Below are 26,645 nucleotides of genomic sequence, written 5' to 3'. Positions count from 1 at the left end.
CGGTAGATGTGTTGGCGGGAGATCTTGTAGGTGTCGGCTGCGGCGGCCACCGACAGGTCTCCGCTGAGGACTTCGAGAACGACCACTCGGGCTTTGGACATGGACCATGACTGTCACCCATGACGCGACTCATCGACCATCCCTACTGGTGTCACCCATGACGCGACTCACCTGTCACCTATGTCGTGAACTCACACACCCCCTCGGACACACTGAAAAACGTACAGATTACGGTCCGGCAAGCGTACAGTTCGCGGTGTGGATGTATCCGTCACCGAGTTGCGTGCGCAGCTCAGCGATTGGCTCGACCGAGTTCGGGCCGGTGGTGAGGTCGTCATCACCGACCGTGGCATTCCGGTCGCGCGCCTAACCGCGGTGGACAGCGCAGGCGCCCTGGCACGTCTCACAGCCGAAGGCGTGATTGGCAAGGCCACCGCGCCGCGGCCTGTCGCTGCGGGCCGGACCAGGCCCCGACCGCGACGGCCGCTGTCTGACCGGGTCAGCGACCAGCGGCGCTGACCGGTGCCGCTCGTCTACTTCGACGCCAGCGCCTTCGTCAAACTGCTCACCACCGAGACAGGAAGCTCGTTGGCGACAGCGTTATGGGACGGCTGCGACGCCGCATTGTCCAGCCGGCTGGCCTACCCCGAAGTCCGCGCCGCACTTGCTGCAGCGGCCCGGAATCACGACCTGACCGAGACCGAGCTCACCGCCGCTGAGCGTGACTGGCAGACCTTCTGGGCCGCGACCCGTCCCGTCGAACTCACCGCGAAGGTTGAACAGCACGCCGGCCACCTCGCCCGGGCCCATTCCTTGCGCGGAGCCGACGCAGTTCATCTGGCCAGTGCGCTGGCTGTCGGCGAACCCGACCTGATCGTCGCCGTCTGGGATCGCCACCTACACGCCGGAGCCCAAAGCGCCGGGTGCCGCGTCGCCCCCGCCCAACTCGACCCCTAGCGTCGTAGGCTCGATGGGGAGATGACTCGACCGGGCACTCCGAACCAGACGTCGACGCGCACATTCCGCGACCGCCGCGAGGCCGGCCGGGTGCTGGCCGGATACACCTCCGATTGCCTGTCCACTTTCCAAACCGCGCAGGATTTGTTGGTACTGGGTCTGGCCCGCGGCGGGGTGCCGGTCGCCTGGGAGGTCGCCGCCGCGCTGCACGCGCCGCTGGATGTGTTCCTGGTCCGCAAGCTGGGCGTGCCGCGGTGGCCCGAACTGGCGATGGGCGCACTGGCCAGCGGCGGGTACGTGGTGCTCAACGAGCACGTGATCGCCGACCTCGACATCAGCAGTGAGGTGCTGCAGTCGGTGATCGAAAGCGAAACGGCCGAATTGCACCGCCGTGAACGCGCTTACCGCGGCGATCGGCCGGCCGCCGACCTGCGCGGCCGGGTGGTGATCCTCGTCGACGACGGTATCGCCACCGGCGCGAGCATGCTGGCGGCGGTGCGGGCGGTGCAGTCGGCAGAACCGGCCAGCACCGTCGTCGCGGTACCGGTTGGCCCACACTCGGCGTGCCGCAAGATCGCCCAGGAAGCCGACGACGTCGTGTGCGCGACGATGCCCGCCGCTTTCGACGCGGTGGGACAGACCTATCTCGACTTTCGGCAGATCACCGACGACGAAGTCCGCGACCTACTGGCCACGCCGACCAGCACTGCGTGTTAGTCCGCAGGGTGTGCGACGGGCTCCTCAGCCGACTCGCCGTCGAAGTCCGCCACGGCTTCTTCGCCGCTCGTTTCAGCCGCGTCGGAAGTCTCGGCCACGTCTTCGGCAGCGTCGTCAGCGACGGCATCCGAATCTTCGGAATCCGCAACGGCCTCCGGCGCGGCCGGGCTGTTGCCGCGGCGTTCCCGCAGCGCGTCCATGATCAGCAACACCACGCCCAGCAAGCTCGCGCCGATACACACCCAGGCCACCAGCGCATTACTGGTGACCACGGCGAATACCAACGCAGCAAGTCCTATTGCCGCCAATACCAATGCGATGATCAGCATCGATTCACCTCCCGCCCGACGAGCAGACTACTCGACTGCATGCACCCCTGCGACGGTTCGATTCCGACGGTCAGTTCGTGCCCCGGTTGAAATGGTTGAACCCGCCGCCGTCGCTGGCAGCGCTGGTGTCGACCGGTGCCGCCGAGCCTCGGGAACCCAACTCCTCGAGCTGGGATTCCAGGTAAGTCTTGAGCCGGGTGCGGTACTCCCGCTCGAAGGTGCGCAACTGCTCGAGGCGACCTTCCAGCACGGTGCGCTGCTGGTTGATCGTGCCCATGATCTCCGAATGCTTGCGTTCCGCGTCGGCCTGGAGCGCGTCGGCCTTCTCCTGGGCCTGACGCAGCTGGGTCTCCGAGCGCGTCTGAGCGTCGGTCAACATGGCGTCGGCACGCTGGCGAGCCTCGGTGACCGTCGTCTCGGCGGTCTGGCGGGCCTCGGTGAGGATCTGGTCTGCGTTGGTGCGGGCGTCGGCCATCAGCTTCTCGGACTCGGCCCTGGCGGTGCCGGTCAGCCGGTCGGCGGTCTCCTGGGCCAGGCCCAGCACGCGGGCCGCCTTGAGGTGCTGGTCCTCGGTGACGGGCTCCGGCGCGGCCGACGGCGCGGCGACCACCGGCTGCGGCGGCGCCACCGGCTCGGGCGACGGCTCGTAGACCGGGATCGAGGCACTGGCCTGTTGACCGCCACCGGCGCGCGCGGCGGCCAGATCCTGGTCGAGCTCGCTGACCCGCTGGCGCAGGTCGGCGTTCTCTTCGATGAGCCGCGTCAGCTCGGTCTCCACCAGGTCGAGAAAGGCGTCGACCTCGTCCTCGTTGTAGCCGCGCTTCCCGATCGGCGGTTTGCTGAACGCGACATTGTGCACGTCTGCCGGTGTTAGTGGCATGGTCTGCCCCCTTGAGTCAAGTAGGTAGCACCGATCGGGCAGGTGTGGTCGACCGGGAATACGCTAGCCGTGTTGTAACTGCCGTCCATCCTGTCACATCAGGCGCTGTGCTCGGCAATGAGAATGATATTAAGAGTGAATTTCAAATTGCTGCCACAGAAATCACGCTTTGGCAAACACATCTGGTGACGACGATCACCGATCCCCGCCGGTGAGCGGTGCCGATCCAACCGCGGCCGGATCAGAGCAGCCGGAAACAACGGCGCCCGAGCCCGGCGACTTCCCGAACCGGTTGGGCCCATCCGGCCGCGAGCAGCAAAGTGTTAGGCAACCGAGCCGTGAAACGCCCCGTATTTCGCGGGCCTTCATGCTCGACGGCCCGGGGTTGCCCCCGGCCGACGCGGCGGTGGCGCCGGCCCCGCGGGGTACCGGGCCGGTCGCCCGGGCCGTATTATTCACAAGACTAACCCGTAAATATTGACGGCACGTGGCCGCAAGGCCGAAGCAAAATTACGCCCCATCGGAAGGACACTTGAGGATGACAACCAACGACGTGGTCATGGCGACCAGCGCGGCGGACTCGGCCGCGGTCGATGACGTACGGTCCCGCTACGCCGAACTGCTCGGCCGCCAGGCCGCGCTGGGGGCGGCGGTGTTCGCCGCGGTCGGTACGGCCGGGCCGGTCTTCGATGACGCCCACCGCGCGGTGCTGGACTTCCTCGATCAAGGAATGCGCCCGCAACTGCGGGCCGCGGTAGAGCTGATCTATCCGGCTTCGGCCGGCGTCGAGCGATCGCGGCTCCTGGTCGAGGGCCTGCTGGGCGAGACCCAGCTGGTCGAGCAGGCCGCGGCGCGGATCGCCCGCGACACCGACCGAGTGCAGATCGCCGCGCACACCGAGGCGCTCCGCGTGCTGCTGGAGGCGCTGCTGGGCAAGATCGCCGATCTGCTGCTGCCCGCGCTCGCCGAGGCCAGCGGAGTGTCGCTGGCCGATCTCGCCACCCAACTGCCGGGAGTCTCGTCCGAGCGGGCGCAGCCCGGGCCGGACACCCAAGGGCATGGCCACGGTCACGCCGGCTGCAACTGCGGCGAGGAGGACGAGGAGATGCCCGAGCTCGACGTACGCGAGATCCCACACGCGATCCGGCACGCGACGGTGTTCGGGGCCTTCGACGCGGTTCCGCCGGGCGGGTCGATGCTGCTGGTGGCCCCGCACGACCCGATTCCGCTGCTGCACCAGCTCGCCGAGCGCAGCGGCGGCCGGCTGGCCGTCGGTTATGAGGAGCGCGGCCCGGATGCGTGGCGGCTGCGCCTGACCCGGGTCTGAGCACGCTCGGGGTGGCCCGGCGCCCGGCGTCAGGTCACCCCGGCCCTCAGGCCGGGTGTTTTAAGCTGCGTATTTCAAGCGGCGTGCTGTAGCGCCAGTTCCATTCCGATGAATGCGATCAACAGCAGCACCATGATCGACAGGTCGATGCGCACCGCGCCGATGGTCAGCTGCGGTATCAGCCGCCGTAACAGCTTCACCGGTGGATCGGTGATGCTCATGATCAGTTCCAGGATCACCACGGTGGCACCGCGAGGGTGCCAGTCCCGGCTGAATGAGCGGATGAACTCGATGACGATCCGAGCGATCAGCAACAGCCAGAAAACGAACAGCGCGATACCGAGAATCGTGAAGAACAGCGCCAACGGAATGCGACCTTACTGACGAGGGTGGGCCCGCATCAGCACCGCGCTGACCGGCTCGACTGTCGTCCCAGCCTACCGATAGGCGTAGAAGCCGGTCTCGGCGATACGGCGACGCTCCTCCGGAGACACGTCGACGTCGGCCGGCGAAAGCAGGAACACCTTGGTCGCGACCTTGTCGAACGAGCCGCGCAGGGCGAAGGCGAGGCCCGCCGCGAAGTCGACCAGTCGCTTGGCGTCGGCGTTGTCCATCGACACCAGATCCATGATCACCGGGGTGCCATCCCGGAACCGCTCGCCGATGGTGCGCGCCTCGCCATAGTCCTTGGGACGCAACGTGGTGATCTTCGACAGCGGGCTGCTCTCGTCGAACATCATCGCCATCCGGCGCGGGTCCATCGCCAGGGCGCCGCGGGTCGAACCGCCGCGCAACGAGGCGAAACGCGAACGCTCGAATTCGCGGGGCCGGTCGAATTCGCGGGCCCGGTACCGCGGGTCCCGAGCCTCGTCGTCGTAGCCGCCCCGGTAACCGGGCGACGCCTCGTCCTCGAACCGCTCGTCGTAGCGGCCATCCGGGCGGCCCGCGACGCGATCGAAGACATCCTCGGAGAACCGCTCCGCCCGGGGTGCGTAGTCGCGCGACGAGGCGCGGTCATCGCCGTCGTCGTAGTAGTCGTCGTCGTAGTCCTCCATAGGAGCCATCCCGAAGTAGGCCTTGACCTTGTGGAGTGTGCTCATCCCTGGACCCTTCTAGGCTGATGACTGTGATGAAGATGTGACTGAAGTGACTAGTAATGGTGACGGTAACGGGCGAGTACGCGTTGGCGCGGCAACGACACGCGGGCAGGCGCAACCGGTTTCGTCCCGCTCCCCCGGCAACCCCACGTCGGACTCATTCCAGCCACACCAGCGAGGCGAACCGGCCGGTGCGTCCGTCGCGCCGGTGGCTGAACAGCTTCGGGTCGGCTGCCGTGCAGCGCGGGTCGACGTCGATCGATTCGACACCCAATTCCGTTAATTGCCGGGCGATTCCCGCTCGCAGGTCCAGTCCGGGCGTACCGGCCGTGGTGCGGGTTCGACTGCCCGGAAGGGCCGCCTCGACCTCGTCGGCCATCGCGGCGGGCACTTCGTAGTGCGGCCCGCTGACCGCTGGGCCCAGCAACACCGAGATGTCGCCGATCTGCGCGCCCACCGCGAGCATTCCCTCCAGCGCGCGAACGACCACGCCGTGCTGCGCCCCGACCCGGCCCGCGTGAACGGCGGCGACCAACCCCGCGCGCGCATCAGCCATCAGCACCGGCACGCAGTCAGCGGTCACCACCACCATCGCGAGCCGGGGAACGCCTGTGATCAGCGCGTCGGTCTCCTCGACGGCTGCCCGCTGCGGCCCGTCGACGAGCACCACGTGATCGCCGTGCACCTGATTCATCCACACCAGGCGGTCGGGACCGAGTCCGGTGGCCGATGCCAGCCGGGACCGGTTGGCCGCCACCGCGGCCGGATCGTCGCCGACGTGGTCACCGAGGTTGAAGCCGTCGAACGGAGCGGCCGAGACGCCGCCGGCCCGAGTGGTCGTCACCCGCCGGACGCGAAAACTCACCTGCTCAGGCTCAGTGGCGCATGAATGGCGGGACGTCGACGTCGTCATCGTCACAGCCGTCATCACCGTTCCGGCCGCCACCGACGCTGACCGTCGCACCGTTGGTGGGGGCGGGCACGCTGACCGCGTCGACCGGGTCGAAGAGCGACGAGGTGACCTTGCCGGCCTGTCCGGGGGCCACCGCGTGCCGGGCCTGGCCGGACGCCCCGGTGACCGGCTTGCGTCCCGAGCCGACCGAGTCGAAGCCCGCCGCGATCACCGTCACCCGGACCTCGTCGCCCAGCGAGTCGTCGATCACGGTGCCGAAGATGATGTTCGCCTCGGGGTGAGCGGCCTCCTGGACCAGCGACGCCGCCTCGTTGATCTCGAACAACCCCAGGTCACTGCCACCGGCGACCGACATCAGCACGCCCTGGGCGCCCTCCATCGAGGCTTCCAGCAGCGGCGAGTTGATCGCGATCTCGGCGGCCTTGAGCGCCCGCCCGTCGCCGCGGGACGACCCGATGCCCATCAGGGCGGTGCCCGCACCGCTCATGATGCCCTTGACGTCGGCGAAGTCGACGTTGATCAGCCCGGGGGTGGTGATCAGGTCGGTGATGCCCTGGACGCCGTTGAGCAGCACCTCGTCGGCGCTGCGGAACGCGTCCATCAGCGAGACCTGGGCATCGCCCATCTGCAGCAGTCGGTCGTTGGGGATCACGATCAGCGTGTCGCAGCTCTCGCGCAGCGAAGAGATGCCCAATTCCGCTTGGTTGCCGCGCCGCTTGCCCTCGAAGGAGAACGGCCGGGTGACCACGCCGACGGTCAGCGCCCCGAGCTTGCGTGCGATGGTGGCGACCACCGGTGCGCCGCCGGTGCCGGTGCCGCCGCCCTCGCCGGCGGTGACGAAGACCATATCGGCGCCGCGCAGCAGCTCCTCGATCTCATCCTTGGCGTCTTCGGCGGCTCGGCGGCCCACTTCGGGGTCGGCGCCGGCGCCGAGGCCGCGGGTGGACTCGCGGCCGACGTCGAGCTTGACGTCGGCGTCACTCATCAACAATGCCTGCGCGTCGGTGTTGATCGCGATGAACTCGACGCCCTTGAGCCCCTGCTCGATCATCCGGTTGACGGCATTGACGCCGCCACCACCGATACCCACGACTTTGATGACGGCCAGATAGTTGTGCGGTGGGGTCATCGTTCGTCTTCCTCCCTGGTGGGATTGGATTCCTCTTGGGGCCTGGCTTGCCGCAGAACTTCCCGAGCTGCCTTCCGGCAAACTCTCAACCTCAACCAAAGGCTTAGAGTTATGTCAAGTTGTTCCACGCAACCGCCACAGTAGGGCCGTGCCGCCTGTCATCGGCGCCGACGCGCCGAGACACGCCGGGCGAATTTTATTGGCCGACGCGGTGATCCCACTAGCGGACGGTCGGCAGATCCGGACTCGAAACGTCGTAGGTGTGGCCGGGCTGGGTGAGCAACGCCGCCAGCTTCTGGGCCTTCTCCGCGGTCCGATCCGTGTTACCCCAGATCACCACCCGGCCATCGGCCAAGGTCAGAGTGATCGAGGCGACCGATGGGGCGGCCACCCGACCGATCTGGCCGGCGACGTCGGGGGCCAGCGCGGTCATCACCTGCAGGGCGGCCCGGCTCGCCGGATCCGTCGGCCCGGGGTTGTCGACATCGAAGACCGGCAGCATCGCCGGCGGCGGCGCCGTCGCGAAGTCGACGCCGTCCCGGTCGAAAAGGTGGGGGCCGTCGGGAAAGTCCTTGAACACCACGGCAACCCGCTCGACCACTGCGATCCCCAACGCCGACGGATACTGGCGCTGCACCCGGGTGGTGGCCACCCGCCTGATCGCCGCGACACGCTCGGCGACACCGGCGGTGTCAACCTGCAGCAGCGGCGTTCCGAGCTGCACCTTTGCAGCATCGAGCACTTCTTCGCGGGTGATCGCCGCGATCCCGGTGACCTCTATGTCGCGCACCGACATCACCGGGGTGAAATACAGGATGAGCCCGAGCCCGACGACGAGCACCACCGCGAGAAATGTGGCCAGCGCCATCTTCAGACCCCGGATGGCGCCCCGCGGAACGCGTTTCGCGGGCTCGGCAGAGCCGGCCCGGAGCCGCCGCTTGGCCTCCCGCCGGGCCTGTTCGATCGCCTCGGCGCGCGCCTGTGCCGCACGGCGCTCGGCCCGCTCCCGCCGCGCCCGCCGCCGCGGGCCCTCGGCTTCCGCCGGTTCCTCGTCGTCACTGCCGGCTTCGGCGCCCCCGGCGTCCTCGATGTCCCCGGCGTCCTCAGCGTCCTCAACGTCGTCAGCGGCTTCGGGGTCTTCAGCTACCTCGATGCCCTCGAGAGCTTCGGTCTCGCCGCCGCCCACCGGCTCATCCGGTGGTACGTCCGGGGTTTCGGGCGGCATGCTCACAGCACGCCCGGGCGGCCGGGAAGGGTCCGGTCGGCTCGCACCCGCAGCGCGGTCACGATCTCCGGGCCCAGCACGGTCACGTCACCGGCGCCCATGGTGACGATCACGTCACCGGCACCGGCTGCCGCCGCCACCGCTTCGGGCACCACCGCGAAGTCCGGCAGGTAATGCACCGGAACGCTGACATGCTCGGCGACGCTCGCCCCGCTCACGCCGGGCAACGGTTGCTCACGCGCGCCGTAGACGTCGAGGACGAAGACCTCATCGGCGCCGTCCAGCGCGCGACCGAACTCGGTAGCGAAAGCCTTTGTCCGCGAGTACAAATGTGGCTGGAACACCACCAGGCTACGACCGGTCCCGCGTTCGGCGAGCAAGCCGCGGACCGCGGTCAGCGTCGCGGCGATCTCGGTGGGATGGTGCGCGTAGTCGTCGAACACCCGAACCGAGCCGGCCGTACCCGCCGATCCCACCAACTCGAACCTGCGACGTACGCCGTCGAACCCGGCCAGGCCGTCGAGGACCGCATCCAACGGCGCACCGACCTCGACGGCCGCCAGCAGCGCACCCAACGCGTTGAGCGCCATGTGCCGGCCCGGCACCGCCAGGCGCATCGCCTCGCGGTGAGTCGATCCGGCCAGCGTGATCTCCGCCACGGCGCCGGTGCCCTGCTGCTCCCAGCTCAACAGTGACCCGGCCAGCGCTTGCCGTCCGGGGACCTCGGAGCCATAGCGCAGCACCCGGATGCCTTGTGCCGCAGTACGGTCGGCCAACTCCGCGGCGCCCGGGTCGTCGACACACACCACCGCCGCCCCGCCCGGCGCGATGCGCTCCATGAATGAGTCGAACACCTGGGTGTAGGCCTCGGCGCTGCCGAAGAAGTCGAGGTGATCGGCTTCGACGTTGGTCACCACCGCGACGTTCGGGGTGTACTCCAACAGCGAGCCGTCGCTCTCGTCGGCCTCGGCGACGAAGAACGGTCCACTGCCGTGATGGGCGTTGGTGCCGGCTTCGGCACCGGCAGAACCCAACTCACCGCCGACCGCGAAAGACGGATCCAGTCCGCAGTGCTGCAGCGCAACCACCAGCATCGACGTGGTGGTCGTCTTTCCATGGGTGCCGGTGACCATCAAGGTGGTGCGTCCGGCCATCAGCTTGGCCAGCACCGCCGGCCGCAATACCACCGGGATGCCGCGGCGGCGGGCCTCGACCAGTTCGGGGTTGGTCTTGGGGATCGCAGCATGGGTGGTCACCACCGTGGTCACACCGCCCGGCAACAGATCCAGGGCCGAGGCGTCGTGGCCGATCCGGACCTGCGCGCCGCGGGCCCGCAGCGCGTGCGTCCCGCGTGACTCCTTGGCATCCGATCCCGACACCAGGCCGCCGCGGTCCAGCAGGATGCGGGCGATCCCGGACATGCCCGCTCCCCCGATGCCGACCATGTGCACCCGGCTCAGCTCCGGCGGCAGTTGCTCGGCGCTCATGCGCCGCTCCTCAGCATCGCTCCGCAAGCTCCGCTCTGCATCGTCGCCGGCGGGCTCATGCGCCACGCCCCGGCCGCCGAGCAGCCACTGCGACGTCGAGGGCCACCCTGCTCATGCCGCTCACTGGCCGTCCCTCGCTGCGCTCGCGACTTCCAGCGCGACGGAAGCCACCCGTCGCGCCGCCCCGGGGTGCCCGGCCAGGACGGCGGCGTTGGTCATCGCCGCCAGTCGCGCCTCGTCGGTGAGTAGTGCGGTGACCGTGCCGGCCACGAAATCCGGAGTCAGCGCAGCGTCGTCGACCAGCACCCCGCCGCCGGCGTTGACCACCGGCAGCGCGTTGAGTCGCTGCTCACCGTTGCCGATCGGCAATGGCACATATATCGCAGGCAACCCGACCGCCGACACCTCGGCGACGGTCATCGCTCCGGACCGGCAGATCGCCAGATCGGCGGCCGCATATGCCAGGTCCATCCGCTCCAGATAGGGCACCGTGACATACGGCGGATCGTCCTCGGCGGGCTGCGGCAGATCCAGGGTGTTCTTCGGCCCGTGCGCGTGCAACACCGAAACCCCTGCTGCAGCAAGATATTTGGCCGCCCCGGCGACGGCCTGGTTGATCGACCGGGCACCTTGCGAGCCACCGAATACCAACAGCACCCGGGCGTCGTCGGCGAAGCCGAAGTGAGCGCGGGCCTGCGCCCGCAGCGCCGCCCGGTCCAGTGTGGTGATCGCCGCCCGGACCGGCACCCCGACCACCTCCGGATGCGCCAGCCCGCAGTCGTCGACAGCCGAGAGCACCCGCCGTGCACCGCGGGCGCCGACCCGGTTGGCCAGCCCGGCGCGCGCATTGGCCTCGTGGATCACCACCGGGACCCGCCGCGCACCGATGCCGCGTGCGGCCAGGTACGCCGGCAGCGCCACGTAGCCGCCGAACCCGATCACCACGTCGGCCTGCACGGCGCGCAGCACCGCCCGGGTCTCCCGGATGGCCCGTAGCACCCGCAGCGGCAGCCGGGCCAAATCGGCGTTGATCTTGCGGGGCAGCGGCACCGGGGTGATCAGTTGCAGGTCGTAACCGCGGGCCGGCACCAGCGTGGTCTCCAGGCCGCGCGCGGTGCCCAGGGCGGTGATCCGCACGCCCGGTTCCAGTGCGCTCAGCGCGTCGGCGACGGCCATCGCGGGCTCGACGTGGCCTGCGGTACCGCCGCCGGCCAGGACCACCGATATCGGCGCAGCGCGGTCCGGCTTGATGACCGAATCGTTCACCGCCTAACGCTGACCTTCCGATGCTCGTGCGCGCCCGCCTGTCGGACGCCGCTGGCCGGACGCCGCTCGTCGGACGCCGCTCGTCGGACGCCGCCCGTGCGGCCTCGGCCGCCTCCATTTTGCCCTGCCCGGCCCGCACCCCGACTCGCCGCCTGGCTGCGCGCCGCACCGCCGCCGGCCGACCGGGCCGGCGCGCGCCCCTTGCCGCGCTGCTGTCCGGCCGGTTGCGGCCGGGACCGCAGCCGGTCGCGCAGCGCCTCGATCCGGGTCGGTGCGTACGGCTCCGGCAGCGGCAGCCGCAGGATCCGGTTCATCCGGTCCTCTCGACCGGCGCGCAGCGCGGCCACCGCCTCCGGCTCGTGCCGGGCCGCGTTGGCCATGATGCCGATCATGAACAGCGTTGTCGCCGTAGAGGTCCCACCCGCTGATATGAGCGGGAGCTGGATCCCGGTGACCGGCAGCAGCCCGATCACGTAGCCGACGTTGATGAACGACTGCCCGATCACCCACATCGTGGTGGTGGCGGTCAGCAGCCGCAGGAACGGGTCGGCGGAGCGCTTCGCGATGCGCATGCCGGTGTAGGCGAACAACCCGAACAGTGCCAGCAACCCGAACCCGCCGATGAACCCGAGTTCCTCGCCGATGATGGCGAAGATGAAGTCGTTGTGCGCGTTGGGCAGGTAGTTCCATTTGGCGGTGCCCTGGCCCAGGCCGTCGCCGAAGATTCCGCCGTTGGCCAGCGCGAACTTCGCTTGCCGTGCCTGGTAGCCGGCGTTCTGCGGGTCCGCGTCGGGATCGAGCCAGGACCGCACCCGGTCGGAACGGTAGCCCTCCGAGATGGCGAGCACTGCCGCGGCCGCGACGACCAGCGCCAGCGAGCTGGTGAACACCCGCAACGGCAGGCCGGCGTACCACAGCAGCGCCAGCAGGATGATGCCCAACGACACCGTCTGCCCCAGGTCGGGTTGGGCGACGATCAGCGTCAGCGCGACCACCGCGGCCGGCACCAGCGGGATCAGCATCTCGCGCAGCGTCGCGCGCTCCAAACGCCGGGCCGCCAACAAGTGCGCGCCCCAGATGGCGAACGCGATCTTGGCCAGCTCGGAGGGCTGCATGGAGAAGCCGGCGATGACGAACCAGCCTCGAGAACCGTTGGACAGGGTGCCGATACCGGGGATGAGCACCAGCACCAGCAGGACGATGGTGAAGGCGAAGCCGGGAAAAGCGATGCGGCGCATGAACCGCACCGGCATCCGCAGTGCCACGTAGCAGGCGAAGAGCCCGATCAAGGTCCAGAGCACCTGCTTGCCGAAAATCCGCCATGCCGAGCCGTCGACACCGTAGGACTCCACCCCCGATGCCGACAGCACCATGATCAGGCCGAGCGTGGTCAGCAGGGCGGCGATGGCGACGATGAGGTGAAACGACGTCATGGGCCGGCCCAGCCACGCGCCGAACCGGGTGCGCGGCTCGGTATTGGCGGGTTTCTCCGGTTCGTCGGCGGAGGCGGCGCCTGCAGCGAGCCGCAGCCGCAGCCGGGCCAGCACGCCGAGCACGCCGATCACACCGACCCTGCCGCGTAGCGCGCGGCGGCCGCGAACGCGTCGCCCCGGGCGGCATACCCGGAGAACTGGTCGAACGATGCCCCCGCCGGGGCCAGCAGCACGGTGTCGCCGGGCTGGGCCAGACTGCGGGCGGCGGCCACCACCGCTGTCATCACGCGGGAGCCCAGCAGCTCATCGGACCCATCAGCTACTTGTGTCACACGAGTAACTGGAGACACGGCAGTATCACCCATACCGATATCCTCGCCTGTCACAACGTGCACGACGGGGACATCCGGTGCGTGTCGTGATAACGCCTTGGCAACCGCGGCGCGGTCGCGGCCGATCAGCACCGCCCCGGCCAGGTGGCCGGCGATCCTGGCGACGGTCGCGTCGACCGAGGCGCCCTTGAGCAGCCCACCGGCCACCCAGACCACCCGCGGGTAGGCCAGCACCGAGGCCTCGGCCGCGTGCGGGTTGGTGGCCTTGGAATCGTCGACGTAGCTGACGCCGCCGGCGACGATGACCAGTTCGGCGCGGTGCCGGCCGACCTGGAACGACGCCAGCGCGTCCGCGATCGCCGCGGGCGGCACGTCCACGCTGCGGGCCAGTGCGGCTGCGGCCAGCGCGTCGAGCCTCCCGACCGGGCCGGGAACCGATATCGACGACACCGGCGCCAGCGCCAGGCCGTCGGCGAACGCGCGGTCGACCAGCATGCCGTCGACCACCCCGAGCTCGCCTGCCGTCGGCTCCCCGAGCCGAAAGCCCGCCTTGACCGCGGCGGGCGCCGAACCCAACAGTGCGGCCGCGCGGGCATCGTCCATGCCGACCACCGCCACCCGGCCGCCCAGTGCGCGCGCCTTGTCGGCGGTGTAGGCGGCCATGTCACCGTGCCAGTCCAGGTGGTCTTCGGCGATATTGAGCACCGCGCCGGCCTCCGGTCGCAGCGAAGGAGCCCAGTGCAGTTGGAAACTGGACAGCTCGACGGCCAGCAGTTCGGATTCATGCGGCGGTCCCAGCTTCCGCTCTCCTCCGTCGAGCCTCGCTGAACCGCCGGCCGGCTCGCCCAACACATCCAGCACGGGACTGCCGATGTTGCCGCACAACTGGGCGCGGCGGCCGTCGGCGCACAGCATGGCGTGCAGCATCGACGTCGTCGTCGTCTTGCCGTTGGTGCCGGTCACCACCAGCCAGCGCCGCGGCGGTCCGTAGTGGCCGGCCGCGTCCAGCCGCCACGCCAGTTCGACGTCGCCCCAGACCGGCACCCCGGCCGCGGCAGCCGCGGCCAGCACCGGCGTGCTCGGCGGAAATCCTGGGCTGGTGACCACCAGGGTGTAGTCGGTGATCCGCGCCGCGGCCGCAGCAGGGGTCAGCGTCGTGACGTCGGCGTGCGGGCGCAACGCGGCCGGGTCGTCGTCGCAGAGCGCCAGATCCAGCCCCAGCGGCGCCAACGCGCTCAGCACCGCCCGGCCGGTCACCCCGGCACCGGCGACGAGCACCCGAGCGCCGGCGGACAGCGCGCTCAGCACGTCAACCACCGACGGCGGTGAACCACTCGCCGTAGAACATGGAGACACCCAACCCGCAGGCGATGGCCGTGAGCAGCCAGAATCGGATGATCACGGTGGTCTCGGCCCAGCCGGCCAACTCGAAGTGATGATGGAACGGCGCCATCCGGAACACCCGGCGGCCGGTGCTGCGAAACGCCAGGATCTGCACGACGACCGAGGTGATCTCGGCGACGAAGAGCCCGCCGAGCACCACCGCGAGGATCTCGGTGCGGGTGGTGATCGACATCCCGGCGATCACCCCGCCCAGCGCCAGCGACCCGGTGTCGCCCATGAAGATCTTCGCCGGTGCGGCGTTCCACCAGAGGAACCCGACACAGGCGCCCGCGGTCGCGGCGGCGATCAGCGCCAAATCCAGCGGATCCCGCACGTTGTAGCAGCCCAGTCCGGGCGCGCTGGCGCAGGAGTTGCGGTGCTGCATCACGGTGATCAACACGTAAGCGGCACTGACCATAGCCATGGACCCGGCGGCCAGGCCGTCCAGGCCGTCGGTGAAGTTGACCGCGTTCGACCAGGCGCTGACGATCACGATGACGAACAGCACGAACACCACCGCGGGCAGTGTGACGGTGGCGATCTCGCGCACATAGGACAGCTGGGCACTTCCGGGAGTCAGTCCGGAGCCGTTGCGGAAGCCGAGCACCAGCAGACCGAACAGCGTCGCCGCGGTGACCTGCCCGACGGTTTTGGCGGTTTTGTTCAGGCCGAGGTTGCGCGACCGGCGGATCTTGATCAGGTCGTCGACGAAGCCGACGCCGCCCAGCGCGGTGGCCAACCCCAGCACCAGCAGCCCGGACGCTGACGGTCCGGTGCCGTAGAACACCAGGCCGGCCAGCTGAGCGGTCAGGTAACCCGCCCAGATCCCGGCCACGATCGCCACACCGCCCATCGACGGGGTGCCGCGTTTGCTCTGGTGGCTGGCCGGCCCGTCCTCACGGATCTCCTGCCCGAACCCCTGCTTGGTGAACAGCCGGATCAGTACCGGGGTCAGCAGGATCGCGACCAACAGCGCGACACCGGCGGCGACGAGGATCATTATCATCGGCGAACTCCGGGATCGTCGCTGATCAGGGCGTCGGCCAGGACGGTCAAGCCGGCGGAGTTCGACGCCTTGACCAGCACCACGTCACCGGGACGCAATTCGGCCCGCAGCAGGGCCAGGGCGGCGTCGACGTCGGCCACCGCGGTGGCCTCGGCGCCCCAGGATCCCTCCATGACTGCGCCGTGGTGCATCGCGCCCATCGATCTCCCTACTCCGACGACAATGAGACGAGACACATCTAAGCGCACCGCGAGCCGTCCGATGCGGTCATGCTCAGATATGGCGTCCTCGCCCAGCTCAGCCATCTCCCCTAGCACCGCCCAGCTGCGGCGCTTCGGCTCGCCCGGGCCCTCGCCGCGGGCGATCCAGGCCAGCGCCTGCAGCGCCGCCCGCATCGAGTCCGGGTTGGCGTTGTAGGCGTCGTCGATCACCCTCACTCCGTCGGCGCGGGTGCTGACGTGCATGCGGTGCTGCGACACCGGGCCCGCGTCGGCCAGCGCGGCGGCCAGCTGCTGCGGTGTGGCGCCGCATTCCAGCGCGACCGCGGCGGCGCACAGCGCGTTGCTCACCTGATGGTCGCCGTGCACCGCGAGGGTGATGTCGATGTCGACGTCGCCGGTGTGCAGGGTGAAGCGCGGGTGGGCCAGCGCGTCGAGCATCACCGCCTCAGCCCACAGGTCGGCGGGTCCGGTGCGGCTCACCTTGAGCACCCGCGCGGCGGTCTTGTCGGCCATCGCGGCCACCGCCGGATCGTCGACGTTGAGGATCACCACACCGGAATCCGGAACCGCTTGCACCAGTTCGGCTTTGGTTTCGGCGATCGCCTCGCGGGAGCCGAACTCGCCCAGGTGCGCGGTCCCGACGTTGAGCACCACCGCGACCTGCGGCGGGGCGATGGCCGCCAGCGCCGCGATGTTGCCGCGATGCCGCGCGGAAAGCTCCAGCACCAAAAAGTCGGTGTTCTCGTCGGCCCGCAGCACCGTCCAAGGGTGGCCCAGCTCGTTGTTGAACGACCCGGGCGGGGCCACCACCTGACCCAGCGGCGCCAGCACCGCGGCCAGCATGTCCTTGGTGGAGGTCTTGCCTGCCGAGCCCGTTACGCCGACGATCGTCAGTCCGTCGGCCACCAGGCTCGCGGCCACGGCGGCGGCCAGTCTGGCCAACGCCGCCAGCACCGCGGCGCCGGACCCGGCCGCGTCATCGTGCTCGAGGGCGCCGGATTGTCTGTCGGCGTGCGGATCGGGTTCGACCACGATGGCCGGCACCCCGACCGGACGGGCGGCCAGTACCGCCACCGCACCGGCGGCCACCGCCGATGCGGCGTGGTCGTGTCCGTCGGCCCGCGCCCCGGGCAATGCCAGGAACAACGAGCCGGCGGTGATGCGGCGGGAATCGAACTCGACGGTCCCGGTGACGGTGGTGCGTGCGGCCTGTTCCGGTGAGATGTCGGCGAGCCGGCCGCCGACGATCTCGGCGATCTCCGCGACGGTCAGCGCGATCATCGGTGCTGCTCGCGCGCTTCCAGCGCCTGGGCCAGCTCGACGCGGTCGTCGAACGGCTGGGTCAGTCCGCCGGCGGTCTGCCCGGTTTCGTGGCCTTTGCCGGCGATGAGCACCACGTCGCCCGGGCGCGCCCATGCCACCGCGTGCTCGATCGCCGCCCGCCGGTCACCGATCTCGACCACTTCGGCCGAACCGCCGGCGGCACCGGCCAGGATGGTCCGCCGGATCTCTGCCGGGTCCTCCCCGCGCGGGTTGTCGTCGGTGACGACGACCAGGTCGGCGGACTGGGCCGCGATCCGGCCCATCGGGTCGCGCTTGCCGTGGTCGCGGTCGCCGCCGGCGCCGAACACCACGGCCAGCCGACCGGTCGTGTCGCGCAGGTCCTGGCCCAGGGTCGCCAGCACCGCGGCCAGCGCGCCCGGCTTGTGCGCGTAGTCGACCAGCGCCAGAAAGCCCTGACCGCGGTCGACCGGCTCCATCCGGCCCGGCACCCGGGCATCACGCAGGCCGGGTGCCGCCTGCTCCGGAGACACCCCGATGACGTCGAGAATCGCCAGCGCCACAAGACAGTTGGCGACGTTGTAGTCGCCGGGCAATCCGATGCCGACCCGATGGTGCACCCCGGCCGGATCGACCGCCACGAACTCCCGACCACCGGGTGCAGCGGCACCGGCTGTGCTCAGCTTCTCCACGCCCCACTGCGCCGACCGGCCTGTCGCGCTGACGGTGACCGGTGCAACCGCGCGCGCCGCCATCGCCTCGCCGGCCTCGTCGTCCACGCAGACCACCGCGCGGGTGGCATGCAGGGGTGAGCCCGGGTCGAACAGCCGCGCCTTGGCCTCGAAGTAGTCCGCCATGGTCGGGTGGAAGTCCAGGTGATCACGGGACAGGTTGGTGAACGCTCCCACCGCGAACCGGGTCCCGTCGACCCGGCCCAGCGTCAGTGCGTGGCTGGACACCTCCATCACCACGGTGTCCACCCCGCGCTGGGCCATCACGGCCAGCAGCGCCTGCAGGGCCGGCGCCTCGGGGGTGGTCAGCGCGCTGGGCAGGTCGACGCCGTCGATACGGACGCCGACGGTGCCGATCAAGCCGGCGGTTCGGCCCGCGGCCCGCAGCCCCGCCTCGACCAGATAGGTGGTGGTGGTCTTCCCCGACGTCCCGGTGATCCCGATGACCGTGAGCCGCTCGCAGGGATGCCCGTAAACCTCCGCCGCCAGTTCGCCGAGCACGGCGCGGGGAGCCGGATGAACCAGCACCGGCGTCTCGGGCGCCGTTGCGCTGCCTGCGATCTCGGAGGCCCCCGGGCCGTCGGAGAGCACCGCGGCCGCACCGCGGGCGACCGCGTCGGCCACGAACCGCGCACCGTGGGTGGTGGCGCCGGGCAGCGCCGCGAACAGGTCTCCCGGCTGCACATCCTGGGCGCGCAGGGTCAGCCCGGTGATCGGCAGTTCCGGCACCACATCGCCGGTTGCCGCGACCGCCCCGATCCGGGCCGCCAGTGCCGGCAACGGCGTCCCGGCGCCGACGTCGGGGCGCATTGCGGCAGACACCGCCATCACCTCCATTCGCGGCCGAGTCCTCAGGATCGGACCTGAGACTACCTAGGCAGGCGGGGACAGCGGCGCAGCCGATCCGCATTCTGCCGACGGCAGCTCGAAACGGCAGATCGCCCCGCGGAGTAATCCGCTACATCGCCTGCAAGATCAGCGGAGGACCGGGGTCGGGCGACAGCGGTACGTTGTGCCGCTGCAACAGCCAGCTGGCGATGTCGTGGAACAGCGGCGCCGCCGAGGTGCCCGGCGATCCGTCGGCAGCGCGATGGGGGTTGTCCATCATCAGCCCGATGACGTAGCGCGGATTGTCCGCCGGCGCCACCCCGGCGAACGTGATCCAGTAGACGTCGTCGTAGTAGCAGCCGCAGGCGGAGTTGATCTGCTGTGCGGTGCCGGTCTTTCCGGCGATCTGGTAGCCGTCCACCGCGGCCTGCCATCCGGTGCCCTGCTGGACGCCGGTCGGGTCGCGTTGCACCACCGAGCGCAGCATGTTGCGCACGGTCGCCGCGGTCTGCTCCGAAACGACCCGCACGCCCGCCGGCTGAGGTTCCTCGGTACGACTGCCATCGGAGGCGATGGTCGCCTTGATGATCCGCGGCGGGATCCGCAACCCGCCGTTCGCGATGGCCTGGTACATGCCGGCCATCTGCAGCAGCGTCATCGAAAGGCCTTGGCCGATCGGAAGGTTGGCGAACGAGCTGCCCGACCATTGATCGACCGGCGGAACCAGCCCGGCGCTCTCGCCGGGAAGCGCCACGCCGGTGCGCTGGCCCAAACCGAACTTCTCCAGCATCTCGAACCAGCGCTCCGGCCCCACCCGCTGCGCCAGCATCAGGGTGCCCACGTTGGAAGACTTCCCGAAGATCCCGGTCGTGGTGTAGGGCGCGACGCCGTGCTCCCAGGCGTCGCTGACGGTGACATCGGCGACATTGATCGATCCGGGTACCTGCAACACCTCGTCGGGGTTGGACAGGCCGTACTCGATGACCGAGGCGGCCGTGATGATCTTGTTCACCGAGCCGGGCTCGAACGGCGAGGACACCGCCGGATTGCCGAGCTGCCGGTCCTCCTGACGCCCGATGTCCTGGGACGGGTCGAAGGTGTTATCGCCGGCCAGCGCCAGTATTTCCCCGCTCTTGGAGTCGAGCACCACCGCGCCGACGTTGCGGGCGCCCGAGGCGTTCTTGGCCTGCTGAACCTGCTGCTGGACGTAGAACTGGATGTCGTCGTCGAGGGTGAGCTGGATCGTCGACCCGTTGACCGCCCGGTGCCGGTTGCGGTAGCTGCCCGGGATGACCACGCCGTCAGAGCCGCGGTCATAGGTGACCGAACCGTCGGTGCCGGCCAGCACGGCGTCCATCGAGTCCTCCAGGCCCAGCAGGCCGTGGCCGTCCCAGTCGATGCCGCCGACGACGTTGGCCGCCAGCGACCCGCCGGGGTACTGCCGCAGGTCCTGACGTTCGCTGCCGACCTCCGGGCACTTGTCGCTGATCGCCTCGGCCAGCGCCGGGTCGACGGCACGGGCCAGGTAGACGAACGTCTCGTTGCTGCGCAGCTTCTTCAGCAGCGTCGCCGCGTCCGGCTTGTTGCCGAGCCGGACGGCGATCTCCTTGGCGATCTCCTGCAGCCGCCGCTGCGGATCGGGGGCGGCGGGATTCTTCTTCTTGGCCTCTTCGAGTTGCTTGCCGACCTTGATCGGCTGGAAGGTCAAAGCCCGGGCTTCGATGGTGAACGCCAACTTGTCGCCGGTGCGGTCGATGATGTCGCCGCGCATGGCTTGTTGGACATCGGTGACCTTGAGCTGTCCGGCGGCCTCGGCGCGCAATCCCGACGCCCGCGGGACCTGCAGATAGAACAGCTGGGCTGCCGACAGGGCCAGCACCAGGAAGATGACGGCGTTGCCGGTGCGGTGCCGGAAGACGAACGATGCACTGCGCAGGCCCACTTCGGTGGCGGGCCGGGTACGGCGGTCGCGGGCCGAATGCCCCGCCGGTTGAGCGCCTTTGGGCGACTTGCCCGACTTGGCCGGCTTGGCCGGTTTCGCGGTTCGGTCGGCGTTGCGCCTGCCGGCCTTGATCGAGCCGTCCGGGCGGCGCGCCGGACGGCCGGTCCCCCGCGCCGGCCGTCTCATCGCGTGGCTCCCGGCACCGCCGGCGAGGAGAGGGCTTCCGGCGGCAGCGCGGGCTGGGGTGGCAATGCAGGCTGGGGTGGCAAGGCGGCCTCGGGCGGGAGTACGGCTGCCGGGGGCAGCACCGCATCAGGCGGGAGCACCGCCGCCGGTGGCAACCCGGCCTGCGGTGGCAGGGCGGCGATCTCCGGCGGCAGCGGCGAGATGTTGAGCGCGGGACCAGGAGTCGGCCCGGACAGGGCCACCCCGGGTAGACCGGCCATGCCTGGCAGGCCGGGAATGATCAGCGGGGCACCGGGCGCAACCGGAACGGGCAGACCGGCATCCGGCAGATGCCGAGTGCCCAGCTTCGGCCCGGCAGGCGGCACCCGGACCGGCACCTCGGCCGGCGGCGTCACCGGCCGGTCGTCGGGCAACTTGGTGTTCAGCGGCGGCGGCGGCACACCTTCGGCCGGTTTCGGGACGCCGACGACCACCCAGTTGCCGGCGGGGTCCTGGACCAGATGCGCGGTGTCCCGGGTCGGGATCATGCCCAGTTCGCGGGCCGCCTCGGCGAGCGCCGGCGCGGACTCGGCGGTAAGCACGTCACGCTCGAGCGCCTCCTTCTGCTGCAACAGGACCCGGTTGTGTTCCTGGATGCTGCCCAGCTGGTAGGACCGCTCGGCGGCATCGGTGGACAGCCACAGCGTGATCCCGAGTCCGATGCCGAGCGAACCGATGATCAACACGACGAAAGGGACCTTGGCCGCCAAGGTGCGCGGCCGCAGGTCGACCGACGCCAGCCGGGCGATCAGGCGTTCGCGCAGTGGGACACGCACCACCTTGGGCGCCTTGGCCTTTCGCGCTTTCGCGCGCGCCTTGGCCTGCTTGGTGTTCTTCGGCGGCACCGGCCTTGCGCCGGGACGCGGCAACACCGCGTTCTGCGGCCCGGACCGCGACCGCGATTCACGCCCCGGTGCGGGTGCGGTCCCGTGCTGCCGGCGAGGACGCCGGGTCTGCGGTGCATCGCTCGTGCGGCGCGGCCCGGTACGGGTCCCGCCCTCCGGGTTCCGGCGGCGGTCGCCGTGCCGCGCCGCAGGTTTGCGCTTGGTCGCCATCAATCCCCCCTCGATGCCGCAATCGGGCCGGCTGCAACGCGCTGCACAGCCCGCAGGCGGACAGACCCCGCTCGCGGGTTGTGCTCGATCTCATCCGGTTGAGCCCGTTCGGCGCCCCGCGTCAATGTGCTGAACCTCGGTTTGTCGCCGGGCAACTCGACCGGTAGACCCACCGGCGTACGCGACGCGGTCAGCGCGGCGAACAACTGCTTGACGATGCGGTCCTCCAACGACTGGTAGGACATCACCGCGAGGCGCCCGCCCACCGCCAGGGCATTCAGCGCCGCCGGAAGGGCAGCGCGCAGCGAGTCCAGTTCGCCGTTGACCGCAATGCGCAGCGCCTGAAATGTGCGCTTGGCCGGATGCCCTCCGGTACGCCGCGCCGGTGCCGGAATCGCCTCGTAGAGCAGGGCTGTGAGCTCCCCCGTCGACGTGAACGGGGTCTGCGACCGCCGGCGGACGATACGCGCCGCGATTCGGGACGCGAAGCGTTCTTCGCCGAAGCGGCGCAGGATATCGGTCAGCGCGGCCGCGTCGTAGGTGTTGAGGATCTCGGCGGCCGTCAACTCGGCTTCCGGGTCCATCCGCATGTCCAGCGGGGCGTCCTGGGCGTAGGAGAATCCGCGCTCGGCCCGGTCGAGTTGCATCGACGAAACCCCGAGGTCGAACAGCACCCCGTCGACTGAACCGGTTGCGGCCAAACCTGTCTCGGCCAGCGCGGCGGTGATCCCGTCGTAGCGGGTGTGGACCGTGCTGAGGCGATCGGAGAAACGGGTCAACCGAGTGCCGGCGATGTCGAGTGCGGTGGTGTCCCGGTCGAGGCCGATGACCCGCAGTCCGGGGAACTCGGTCAGAAACCGTTCAGTGTGTCCGCCGGCCCCGAGGGTGGCGTCGACGAGGGTCGCACCGCTGCCGTCGGGTGATTCCCGGGTCAGCGCGGGGGCGAGCAGATCCACGCAACGCTCCAACAGCACCGGCACGTGCCCGAATTCGCCTTGCTCGGCCACCGCAACACCTCCCCTCGACTGGTGGCGCACCCGTTGGCGGCCGACCCGCCCGAGCGGGTGACGGTCGACCCGCTGCACCCGGCTCCGCCGGGCTTGCGATCGCCCGGCCCCTGCCTCGAGGTCCCTGCCCGACAGCGCGAACCTGACGTTGGGGAAGTACGTCAGGGTCGGTTCGGACAGAGGCCACGAGGCACGGGCGTGCGCCTCAGATGATGTCGCTGAGTGCTTCATCGCTGGCCGCGGAGAAGTTCTCTTCATGGGTCTGCTGGTAGTCGCTCCAGGCCTGCGCATCCCAGATCTCGAGGTAATCGACCGATCCGATGACCACACACTCCTTGGAGAGGTTGGCGTAGCGGCGATGGTCGGGTGACAGGGTGATCCGGCCCTGGCCGTCGGGATGCTGTTCGTCGGTGGCGGCGGCCAGGTTGCGCAGGAATGCCCGTGCCTCCGGGTTGCTCCGCGACGCCTTGGCCGCGCGGCGGGCAAGCTGCTCGAACTCTGTCCGCGGGTACACGGCCAGGCTGTGGTCCTGACTCTTGGTGACCATCAACCCTCCCGCCAGCGCGTCGCGGAACTTCGCGGGCAGTGTCAGCCGCCCCTTGTCGTCGAGCTTGGGCGTATAGGTGCCGAGGAACACCGGCCACCTCCCGCCAAGTCGACAACGTGAGCCCACAATACCCCACAATCACCCACTCTGCACCATTTAAAGGGCCGTCTTCACCCCCATTCCCCACTCGAGTGCCGTATTTTCGGTTCGATTGCGCCGACAGCGGCCAGCCAGGGTAGAAAACAGCCTGGTCACCGAGGCGAAATTGGGGTGGGGCAGAGTGGGGCCGATCGTCGGGCCGCGTCCAGCGGGCAGCTGGTGCAGGCCAGATTCGCCCATGAAAAAGGGCAGCCGATCGGCTGCCCTCTGACAATCAAACGCGCCGCGTTACGGCTCGAATCGGCGGCGGAACCGGTCCTCCATCCGGCTGGCGAACGTACCGCTGCCGCCCTTGACCCGGCGCTGCTGGGTCCCGCCCGTCTGGGTCGCGCCATCCCGGGCCGCTGCGGCATGGTTCCCGGTGATGGCGAACACCACCCCGGCGAACATGACCACGAATCCCAGCACGCTCAGGATCAGGAATCCGGGGTTGACGGTCGCGTAGAACGGGATTCCCGAGACCAGCATCACCAAGCCGGCCACGAACAGTGCCATGCCCTGCACCCGCCGCCGGGTGGTGGGGGTACGCAGGGCACCACCGCGAACGCTGGAAGCGAACTTGGGGTCCTCGGCGTAGAGGGCGCTCTCGATCTCGTCGAGCATGCGCTGTTCATGGTCGGAGAGTGGCATTCGTCCCTCCTTGCCGACGGCCGCTCAAATGGCTGCCCACGGCTGGTTACGGACTGTGCGGGCAACTAACACTGATAATACGAGGTCGACCTGCGGTGTACCACAGGCTTCGTCAGCTGATTGTAGCCGCGGTCCGGCGAAGCCGATCGACAACCGCCGACGTCCGGGAATTGAACCCGGATAATGGGTGCGGCGCGGCCCATCACTGACCGGGAGAGGAACCTGCACGTTGGCGAGTTTGCTCATCGACCTGTCGCCGCACGACATGGCCAACCGTCTCGCCGAGGCGTTGCGCGTGTACGTCACAGCGATGGACTACCCGCCGGGCACCGAGAACCAACGAGCCGCGATGTGGCTGGATCACACCCGCCGCCCCGGCTGGCAGGCGGTGGCCGCCGTGCAGGACGGGGCCACCGGGACCAGCGCTGAACTGCTGGGGGTCGCCTATGGCTACTGCGGAGCACCCGACCAGTGGTGGCAGCAGCAGGTGGTGGCCGGCCTGCAACGCCGCGGGCGGCCCCGCCCCGACATCGCGGGCCTGATGACCAGCTATTTCGAGTTGACCGAGTTGCATGTGATGCCACGCGCGCAGGGCAGCGGCCTGGGCGAGGCACTGGCACGGCGACTGCTGGCCCGACGGACCGAGGCCCACGTGCTGCTCTCGACGCCGGAGATCACCGGCGAAGGCAACCGCGCCTGGCGGCTGTACCGCCGGCTGGGCTTCTCCGACGTCATCCGCGGTCACCACTTCGCCGGCGACCCCCGGCCGTTCGCCATCCTGGGCCGACCGCTGCCCTTGGAGCAGTCAAACGCGGCGTCATCGGTGAATCGGCCCACGGATCTGGCACGATGACCTCCGTGCATCTTCGGCGTTCACTACCGTCTCTCCGACGTCCGGCTCGCCGGTTCACCACATACCGTCGACCGCTGGCGCTGGTGGCGCTGCTGCTGATCACCGCGCCCATCACGGTCGGGTGCGTGCGCATCAAGGCCACCATCACGGTCTCCCCCAACGACCAGGTCTCCGGTCAGATCATCGCGGCGGCCAAACCCCGCAACGACAACGACAACGGCCCCAAGCTCAGCGCCGACCTGCCGTTCGCCCAGAAGATCGCAATCTCCGGCTACAACAGGGACGGCTACATCGGTTCCCAGGCGGTGTTCTCCGACCTGACCTTCGCCGAACTGCCACAGCTGGCCGAGATGAACCGCGACGCAGCCGGGGTGAACCTGGCGCTGCGTCGCGCCGGGAACCTGGTGATCCTGGAGGGCCGGGTAGATCTCACCTCGCTCAGCGACCCGGGGGCCGACGTCGAATTGAGCGTCGCGTTCCCAGGCGAGGTGACCTCCACCAACGGCGAACGCATCGGCGACGACACGGTGCAGTGGCGACTCAAGCCGGGCGTGGTGAGCACCATGACCGCCCAGGCCCGTTACACCGATCCCAGCACCCGATCGTTCGCCCACGCCGCCATCTGGCTGGTGCTGTCGACGTTCGCCGCCGCCGGAGCTGTGGCGCTGATCGCCTGGCTCGGCCGGGACCGCTCACCCCGCGTCAGCTCCCCCCGCGACGACGCGGCCTAAGGCTCAGCGCGTCTCCGGCGACCAGTAGTCGAGCATCTGGGCGAAGGTCGTGAACGCAGCGGCGGACACTCCGTAAGTCGCCTCCAGATGGATGCTCAGCGGAAAGCCCAGATCCGCGACACCGTCGATGACCCGCTTGTACAGGTCGAGCATCAGCTTGCGCCGCTGGTCGGGTTCGCTGTCGGCAAGCGTCTTGACGAAGGCCTGTTCGGCTGCCACGGCCGCGTTGCCCGGATCCTGGATCAGCCAGTTGATCAGGCCGACCCGGTTCTCGAAGGTCGGCACGAAGCCGAAGGACAGCAAGATCTCCGGGCGTGCGTCGCTGTGCTGCGCGAACTCGGTCAGAAATGGCACGATCGCGTCCGAGTACAGCAGCTGGGTCAGCCCGAACGTCGCCCCGCGCTCGCATTTGAAGTTGAACCGGCTGATCTCGTCGGCCCGGGTGGGAATCAGGATGACGCCGCGGTTGGGCACGTCGTCCCGGAAGGTCGCCAGCGCATCGGTCGGCGGCACGCCCGAGCCCTCGCCGTCGGCCATGGTGCGGGGCACTCCGACGAAGACGACGCCCTCGATACCGGCTGCGGTCAGATCGTTGAGGCGATTCCGCAGGCCCGCCTCGTCGGAAAAGGCGGTGACCTGGGTGCACAACCCGGCCATGCCCGGCAACTCGGGCCTGAGGGTCTTCCAGAAGTCCAGCACGTCGAGCTTGGGCTTCATCTCGATCGGGCGGTCATCGTCCTCGGCGATCATCCCGGGCATCAGAATGTGGCGAATCCGGCCTTCGATACCGCACTCGGCCGCGAACCGCAGAACCTTGCGCGCGTCCTCGCAAGCCTTTTCGTGGGTCTGCTGCTCCTCACGCTCCAGGTTCGGCGGGACAAGCTCGAGTGCGACGGTGTTCAAGGTCACGAGTTTGCTCCTGATCGAAGGTGGTCAACGTTGCCGCGGGGGCGG

General features: G+C 69.6%; 24 protein-coding genes and 2 pseudogenes. 6 read left to right on the top strand and 20 right to left on the bottom strand.

Annotation, left to right across the window (positions count from 1 at the left end):
• Nucleotides 1-246: 246 nt before the first annotated feature.
• The 3 genes and pseudogenes from ACZYY4_RS05220 to ACZYY4_RS05210 form a co-directional block, all read left to right on the top strand.
• A pseudogene (locus ACZYY4_RS05220) lies at nt 247-519 on the top strand (type II toxin-antitoxin system Phd/YefM family antitoxin); the annotation flags it as partial.
• 3 nt (nt 520-522) lie between these two features.
• The gene (locus ACZYY4_RS05215) at nt 523-957 is read left to right on the top strand and encodes a type II toxin-antitoxin system VapC family toxin (RefSeq protein ID WP_463808395.1); all 435 of its coding nucleotides are present in this window, start codon (nt 523-525) and stop codon (nt 955-957) included.
• Between the two features lie 21 nt (nt 958-978).
• Nucleotides 979-1,674: a phosphoribosyltransferase gene (locus ACZYY4_RS05210; RefSeq protein WP_463808393.1), complete on the top strand. Its 696-nt coding sequence runs from the start codon at nt 979-981 to the stop codon at nt 1,672-1,674.
• Here ACZYY4_RS05210 and ACZYY4_RS05205 read toward each other — a convergent pair.
• Nucleotides 1,671-2,003 carry a hypothetical protein gene (locus ACZYY4_RS05205; RefSeq protein ID WP_463808391.1) on the bottom strand — a complete coding sequence of 111 codons (333 nt, stop codon included), beginning with the start codon at nt 2,001-2,003 and terminating at the stop codon, nt 1,671-1,673. The genes ACZYY4_RS05210 and ACZYY4_RS05205 overlap by 4 nt on opposite strands.
• Nucleotides 2,004-2,073: 70 nt before the next feature.
• Entirely contained in the window at nt 2,074-2,883 is an 810-nt protein-coding gene (gene wag31, locus ACZYY4_RS05200; protein ID WP_463808389.1) for a DivIVA-like cell division protein Wag31, read from the bottom strand.
• Between the two features lie 538 nt (nt 2,884-3,421).
• On the opposite strand from wag31, the gene ACZYY4_RS05195 reads away from it, so the two are divergent.
• On the top strand, nt 3,422-4,210 hold the full coding sequence (locus tag ACZYY4_RS05195) for a DUF2249 domain-containing protein (RefSeq protein ID WP_463808387.1): 789 nt from the start codon (nt 3,422-3,424) through the stop codon (nt 4,208-4,210).
• Nucleotides 4,211-4,284: 74 nt separating this feature from the next.
• Here the strand turns inward: ACZYY4_RS05195 and ACZYY4_RS05190 are convergent, their stop codons facing one another.
• The 17 genes and pseudogenes from ACZYY4_RS05190 to ACZYY4_RS05110 all read right to left on the bottom strand — a co-directional run bounded on the left by ACZYY4_RS05190 (nt 4,285) and on the right by ACZYY4_RS05110 (nt 24,107).
• The gene (locus ACZYY4_RS05190) at nt 4,285-4,575 is read right to left on the bottom strand and encodes a YggT family protein (RefSeq protein WP_463808385.1); all 291 of its coding nucleotides are present in this window, start codon (nt 4,573-4,575) and stop codon (nt 4,285-4,287) included.
• 72 nt (nt 4,576-4,647) lie between these two features.
• On the bottom strand, nt 4,648-5,310 hold the full coding sequence (locus ACZYY4_RS05185; protein ID WP_463808384.1) for a cell division protein SepF: 663 nt from the start codon (nt 5,308-5,310) through the stop codon (nt 4,648-4,650).
• Between the two features lie 154 nt (nt 5,311-5,464).
• Nucleotides 5,465-6,172, bottom strand: a complete 708-nt coding sequence (gene pgeF / locus ACZYY4_RS05180; RefSeq protein ID WP_463808381.1) for a peptidoglycan editing factor PgeF — start codon at nt 6,170-6,172, stop codon at nt 5,465-5,467.
• A gap of 10 nt (nt 6,173-6,182) precedes the next feature.
• On the bottom strand, nt 6,183-7,349 hold the full coding sequence (gene ftsZ / locus ACZYY4_RS05175; protein WP_463808379.1) for a cell division protein FtsZ: 1,167 nt from the start codon (nt 7,347-7,349) through the stop codon (nt 6,183-6,185).
• Nucleotides 7,350-7,569: 220 nt separating this feature from the next.
• Complete coding sequence (locus ACZYY4_RS05170) at nt 7,570-8,574, bottom strand: cell division protein FtsQ/DivIB (protein ID WP_463808376.1); 1,005 nt, start codon at nt 8,572-8,574, stop codon at nt 7,570-7,572.
• A gap of 2 nt (nt 8,575-8,576) precedes the next feature.
• The gene (gene murC / locus ACZYY4_RS05165; protein WP_463808374.1) at nt 8,577-10,061 is read right to left on the bottom strand and encodes a UDP-N-acetylmuramate--L-alanine ligase; all 1,485 of its coding nucleotides are present in this window, start codon (nt 10,059-10,061) and stop codon (nt 8,577-8,579) included.
• A 120-nt stretch (nt 10,062-10,181) separates the two neighbouring features.
• Complete coding sequence (gene murG / locus ACZYY4_RS05160) at nt 10,182-11,327, bottom strand: undecaprenyldiphospho-muramoylpentapeptide beta-N-acetylglucosaminyltransferase (RefSeq protein WP_463808373.1); 1,146 nt, start codon at nt 11,325-11,327, stop codon at nt 10,182-10,184.
• A gap of 3 nt (nt 11,328-11,330) precedes the next feature.
• A pseudogene (ftsW, locus tag ACZYY4_RS05155) lies at nt 11,331-12,826 on the bottom strand (putative lipid II flippase FtsW); the annotation flags it as partial.
• 62 nt (nt 12,827-12,888) lie between these two features.
• Nucleotides 12,889-14,400: a UDP-N-acetylmuramoyl-L-alanine--D-glutamate ligase gene (murD, locus tag ACZYY4_RS05150; RefSeq protein WP_463808454.1), complete on the bottom strand. Its 1,512-nt coding sequence runs from the start codon at nt 14,398-14,400 to the stop codon at nt 12,889-12,891.
• A 1-nt stretch (nt 14,401) separates the two neighbouring features.
• The gene (mraY, locus tag ACZYY4_RS05145; protein WP_463808371.1) at nt 14,402-15,481 is read right to left on the bottom strand and encodes a phospho-N-acetylmuramoyl-pentapeptide-transferase; all 1,080 of its coding nucleotides are present in this window, start codon (nt 15,479-15,481) and stop codon (nt 14,402-14,404) included.
• A complete protein-coding gene (locus tag ACZYY4_RS05140) occupies nt 15,478-16,983 on the bottom strand; it encodes a UDP-N-acetylmuramoyl-tripeptide--D-alanyl-D-alanine ligase (protein ID WP_463808369.1) in 1,506 nt (501 codons plus the stop codon). Before ACZYY4_RS05140 ends, mraY begins: the two co-directional genes overlap by 4 nt.
• Nucleotides 16,980-18,542: a UDP-N-acetylmuramoyl-L-alanyl-D-glutamate--2,6-diaminopimelate ligase gene (locus tag ACZYY4_RS05135; protein WP_463808367.1), complete on the bottom strand. Its 1,563-nt coding sequence runs from the start codon at nt 18,540-18,542 to the stop codon at nt 16,980-16,982. Before ACZYY4_RS05135 ends, ACZYY4_RS05140 begins: the two co-directional genes overlap by 4 nt.
• Nucleotides 18,543-18,672: 130 nt before the next feature.
• Entirely contained in the window at nt 18,673-20,670 is a 1,998-nt protein-coding gene (locus ACZYY4_RS05130) for a peptidoglycan D,D-transpeptidase FtsI family protein (RefSeq protein WP_463808366.1), read from the bottom strand.
• Nucleotides 20,667-21,764, bottom strand: a complete 1,098-nt coding sequence (gene ftsL / locus ACZYY4_RS05125; protein WP_463808365.1) for a cell division protein FtsL — start codon at nt 21,762-21,764, stop codon at nt 20,667-20,669. The genes ACZYY4_RS05130 and ftsL overlap by 4 nt, the downstream gene beginning before the upstream one ends.
• Nucleotides 21,764-23,002, bottom strand: coding sequence for a 16S rRNA (cytosine(1402)-N(4))-methyltransferase RsmH (gene rsmH, locus ACZYY4_RS05120; RefSeq protein WP_463808364.1), 1,239 nt, complete (start codon nt 23,000-23,002; stop codon nt 21,764-21,766). Before rsmH ends, ftsL begins: the two co-directional genes overlap by 1 nt.
• A complete protein-coding gene (mraZ, locus tag ACZYY4_RS05115) occupies nt 22,977-23,408 on the bottom strand; it encodes a division/cell wall cluster transcriptional repressor MraZ (protein ID WP_463808362.1) in 432 nt (143 codons plus the stop codon). Before mraZ ends, rsmH begins: the two co-directional genes overlap by 26 nt.
• 297 nt (nt 23,409-23,705) lie before the next feature.
• Nucleotides 23,706-24,107 (bottom strand): DUF3040 domain-containing protein, encoded by a 402-nt coding sequence (locus ACZYY4_RS05110; RefSeq protein WP_463808361.1) that lies wholly within the window; start codon nt 24,105-24,107, stop codon nt 23,706-23,708.
• Between the two features lie 229 nt (nt 24,108-24,336).
• On the opposite strand from ACZYY4_RS05110, the gene ACZYY4_RS05105 reads away from it, so the two are divergent.
• Nucleotides 24,337-24,960 carry a GNAT family N-acetyltransferase gene (locus tag ACZYY4_RS05105; protein ID WP_463808360.1) on the top strand — a complete coding sequence of 208 codons (624 nt, stop codon included), beginning with the start codon at nt 24,337-24,339 and terminating at the stop codon, nt 24,958-24,960.
• Nucleotides 24,957-25,691 carry an LppM family (lipo)protein gene (locus tag ACZYY4_RS05100; RefSeq protein ID WP_463808359.1) on the top strand — a complete coding sequence of 245 codons (735 nt, stop codon included), beginning with the start codon at nt 24,957-24,959 and terminating at the stop codon, nt 25,689-25,691. Before ACZYY4_RS05105 ends, ACZYY4_RS05100 begins: the two co-directional genes overlap by 4 nt.
• A gap of 3 nt (nt 25,692-25,694) precedes the next feature.
• On the opposite strand, the gene ACZYY4_RS05095 is transcribed toward ACZYY4_RS05100, so the two are convergent.
• Nucleotides 25,695-26,600: a mycobacterial-type methylenetetrahydrofolate reductase gene (locus ACZYY4_RS05095; RefSeq protein WP_463808358.1), complete on the bottom strand. Its 906-nt coding sequence runs from the start codon at nt 26,598-26,600 to the stop codon at nt 25,695-25,697.
• Nucleotides 26,601-26,645 lie beyond the last annotated feature (45 nt).

This window comes from Mycobacterium sp. IDUB_21, assembly GCF_055419425.1.
This window is presented reverse-complemented; position numbering and strand designations above follow the sequence as displayed.

Coding starts and splice junctions, on each gene's coding strand:
- ACZYY4_RS05210 (WP_463808393.1), top strand. CDS start 979: ATGACTCGACCGGGCACTCCGAACCAGACGTCGACGCGCACATTCCGC.
- ACZYY4_RS05205 (WP_463808391.1), bottom strand. CDS start 2,003: ATGCTGATCATCGCATTGGTATTGGCGGCAATAGGACTTGCTGCGTTG.
- wag31 (WP_463808389.1), bottom strand. CDS start 2,883: ATGCCACTAACACCGGCAGACGTGCACAATGTCGCGTTCAGCAAACCG.
- ACZYY4_RS05195 (WP_463808387.1), top strand. CDS start 3,422: ATGACAACCAACGACGTGGTCATGGCGACCAGCGCGGCGGACTCGGCC.
- ACZYY4_RS05185 (WP_463808384.1), bottom strand. CDS start 5,310: ATGAGCACACTCCACAAGGTCAAGGCCTACTTCGGGATGGCTCCTATG.
- ftsZ (WP_463808379.1), bottom strand. CDS start 7,349: ATGACCCCACCGCACAACTATCTGGCCGTCATCAAAGTCGTGGGTATC.
- ACZYY4_RS05170 (WP_463808376.1), bottom strand. CDS start 8,574: ATGCCGCCCGAAACCCCGGACGTACCACCGGATGAGCCGGTGGGCGGC.
- murC (WP_463808374.1), bottom strand. CDS start 10,061: ATGAGCGCCGAGCAACTGCCGCCGGAGCTGAGCCGGGTGCACATGGTC.
- mraY (WP_463808371.1), bottom strand. CDS start 15,481: ATGATAATGATCCTCGTCGCCGCCGGTGTCGCGCTGTTGGTCGCGATC.
- ACZYY4_RS05140 (WP_463808369.1), bottom strand. CDS start 16,983: ATGATCGCGCTGACCGTCGCGGAGATCGCCGAGATCGTCGGCGGCCGG.
- ACZYY4_RS05135 (WP_463808367.1), bottom strand. CDS start 18,542: ATGGCGGTGTCTGCCGCAATGCGCCCCGACGTCGGCGCCGGGACGCCG.
- ACZYY4_RS05130 (WP_463808366.1), bottom strand. CDS start 20,670: ATGAGACGGCCGGCGCGGGGGACCGGCCGTCCGGCGCGCCGCCCGGAC.
- ftsL (WP_463808365.1), bottom strand. CDS start 21,764: ATGGCGACCAAGCGCAAACCTGCGGCGCGGCACGGCGACCGCCGCCGG.
- rsmH (WP_463808364.1), bottom strand. CDS start 23,002: ATGAAGCACTCAGCGACATCATCTGAGGCGCACGCCCGTGCCTCGTGG.
- ACZYY4_RS05110 (WP_463808361.1), bottom strand. CDS start 24,107: ATGCCACTCTCCGACCATGAACAGCGCATGCTCGACGAGATCGAGAGC.
- ACZYY4_RS05100 (WP_463808359.1), top strand. CDS start 24,957: ATGACCTCCGTGCATCTTCGGCGTTCACTACCGTCTCTCCGACGTCCG.